This window comes from Mesorhizobium sp. M7A.F.Ca.CA.004.04.2.1 (assembly GCF_004022825.1).
In the GTDB taxonomy this organism is placed as follows: Bacteria; Pseudomonadota; Alphaproteobacteria; order Rhizobiales; family Rhizobiaceae; genus Mesorhizobium.
This window is the reverse complement of record NZ_RZPH01000887.1, coordinates 1-2,558: the sequence shown is the minus strand read 5'-3', so window position 1 is coordinate 2,558 and position 2,558 is coordinate 1. Positions and strand designations below refer to the sequence as shown.

At 64.8% G+C, this 2,558-nt stretch carries 3 protein-coding genes; 2 read left to right on the top strand and 1 reads right to left on the bottom strand.

Annotated elements, in window-relative coordinates; genetic code table 11:
- Positions 1-3 precede the first annotated feature (3 nt).
- Entirely contained in the window at positions 4-789 is a 786-nt protein-coding gene (locus EN893_RS28690; protein ID WP_127270452.1) for a DUF1499 domain-containing protein, read from the top strand.
- A 32-nt stretch (positions 790-821) separates the two neighbouring features.
- On the opposite strand, the gene EN893_RS28685 is transcribed toward EN893_RS28690, so the two are convergent.
- Entirely contained in the window at positions 822-1,730 is a 909-nt protein-coding gene (locus EN893_RS28685; protein WP_127270451.1) for an MBL fold metallo-hydrolase, read from the bottom strand.
- A gap of 117 nt (positions 1,731-1,847) precedes the next feature.
- Between EN893_RS28685 and EN893_RS28680 the strand changes: the two genes are divergently transcribed.
- On the top strand, positions 1,848-2,438 hold the full coding sequence (locus tag EN893_RS28680) for a biotin transporter BioY (RefSeq protein WP_023808554.1): 591 nt from the start codon (positions 1,848-1,850) through the stop codon (positions 2,436-2,438).
- The last annotated feature ends 120 nt before the right edge of the window (positions 2,439-2,558 follow it).

Sequence of the window (2,558 nt, the reverse complement as noted above, 5' to 3'; positions counted from 1 at the left end):
ACGATGGCTAGCATTCCTGAACGGCAAACGTCGAAGGCGGCCGGCTGGTCGCGGCGCACGGCCGCTTTTTCGTTGGTGCTGCTGCTGACGGTCTTCGTCGGCCATCGCTTCGATCTCGTCGAAACACCTGTCTTTCTGTGGGTGCTCGGCATTGTCGCGCTGCTGGCGGCGATGGCGCTGTTGTTTGCCGGGTTTGCCTTTTCGCGGCTGTGGAATTTCGGCGACCGCGGCGGCCGCGACCTGACGGGCGGCGCGCTGCTGGCATTGCTGGTGCTCGCACCCTACGGCGTCGCCGCCTACTGGGCGACGATCTATCCGCCGCTCAGGGATATCTCGACGGATTTCGACGAACCGCCGGCGCTCGACGTGAGCGACCGGACGAAGGATATGAACGTGCTTGCGCCGTCGACGCCTGGGGAACAGCGGCTGCAGGCCGATAGCTATCCGCTGGTCAGCGCACGCAGCTACGACCTGCCGTTCGAGACTGTCGTCAATGCCGTCGAAACCGTACTCGACCGGCGCGACTGGGAGCTGTCGGAGCCCTATCCCGATCTCGCCGGGCAAAGCGAGGTGACCATCACCGCCGTCGCCAAGGGCTTCGTGATCGGCCTTCCCGCCGATGTGGCGATCCGCGTGACGGACGATGGCGACACGGTCATCGTCGATATGCGGTCGGCATCCCGCTACGGCCGCTACGACCTTGGCGACAATGCCGCGCGCATCACCGAATTCCTGGCGGAGCTCGACCAGGAAGTCGCCGGTCAGGTCGGCGCCGCGCCAGCCGAATAAGGCTTCGGCACTTAGCAGCGGTCCAGGTTGGCCTATCCGGCCGGCGTGAAAATGCCGTCGATGGCCGGTGCGCCGTCTGTCGTGACCAGACCGCGCGCCGTCAGATCCTCGAGATGGGCAAGCACCGACAATCCGGCGGCGCCATGCAGCCGCGGGTCGGTGTCCCTGTAGATCGCCTTGACCATGTCCACGATCGTCCGGTCGCCTTCTCTGACCCGCTCCAGAATGGCGCGCTCGCGCATCTTGCGATGCGTCTTCAACCCGCGCATGAAAGCGCGCGGTGCTGTCACCGGCCCGCCATGTCCTGGCAACAGCAAGCGGTCCCCGCGTTCGATCAAGCGGTCCAGCGAGGCCATGTAGTCGGCCATCGCTCCATCCGGCGGGGCGACGATGGAGGTTGCCCAGGCCATGACATGATCGGCCGAAAACAGGATGCCGGTTCCCTGCAGCGCGAACGCCGCATGATTGGCGGTGTGGCCCGGGGTCAGAACCGTCCTGATCGACCAGCCGTCGCCGTCGACCACCTCGCCGTCGGGCAGGGCGACATCAGGGATGAAAGCCGTGTCGGCACTGGCATCGAGCGCATTGGTCTCGCCGATATGCAGGGCTCTTGCCGGCCGGTGCGGCCCCTCTGCCAGCACGAGGGCGCCGGTGCGCTCTTTCAGCCGGGCCGCCAGCGGGGAGTGGTCGCGATGCGTGTGGCTGACGAAGATATGGCTGACCGGCCGGCCTGCGATCACCTCGATCAGGGTCCGCAGATGCGCCTCGTCCTCCGGCCCCGGATCGATCACCGCCAGCGTATCGCGGCCAACAACGTAGCTGTTGGTGCCGTGAAAGGTGAAGGGGCTTGGATTGCGGGCCGTGATGCGCTGGACATCGGGCGCGACATTCACCCCCTGGCCATAGAAGGGGTCGAAGCCGGTATCGAATTTCAGTGCCATGCATCGGTGCCTTGTTTCGGGAAACGGCAAAACCGATTGCCGCACAACACGCAAGCCAATATAGGAGGATGTGAGGCCGCGAACATCGGAGTGCGGCAATCGGATTGGGGAAATACCATGGCAATTGCAACTACGATGCGTCCGCTTGTTTCTCTGGCTCTGCCGCAAAACGGCGCGGCGCGGCTGGCAACGCAGCTTTTCCTGGCCATCGCCGGAACGCTTGTGCTGACACTGTCGGCCAAGACCAAGGTAATGCTCGGGCCGGTCGACATTTCGATGCAGACGCTGGCCGTGCTGCTGATCGCCGCCGCCTTCGGCATGCGTCTCGGCGTCGCCACCCTGCTGCTCTACATGGCCGAGGGCGCCATGGGCTTCCCCGTCTTCCAGAGCACGCCTGAAAAGGGTCTCGGCATTGCCTACATGCTCGGCTCGACCGGCGGCTATCTCGCCGGCTTCGTGGTCATGGCGGCAATTGTCGGCTGGGCGGCGGATCGCGGCTGGGACCGCCATCCAATCAAGCTTTTCAACGCCATGCTGGTTGGCGAAGTCGTCATGATGGCAATGGGCTTTGCCTGGCTGGCGCTGCTCATCGGTCCGGAAAAGTCGTGGCAGTTCGGCGTCGTGCCGTTCATCGTCGGCGACCTGATCAAGGTGGCGCTCGCGGCAAGCCTGGTGCCGGCCGTCTGGACGCTGCTGAAGCGCGGCTGAAGCGCGCGATCGAAGAAACGGCCAGGGGCAATCAAGCCACTGGCCGGAGCGGCGTCACTGGCGGATTTCCGGTCTGATGTCCGCCAACCTCGATAGATTGTCGGTTATATCGCCCTAGAC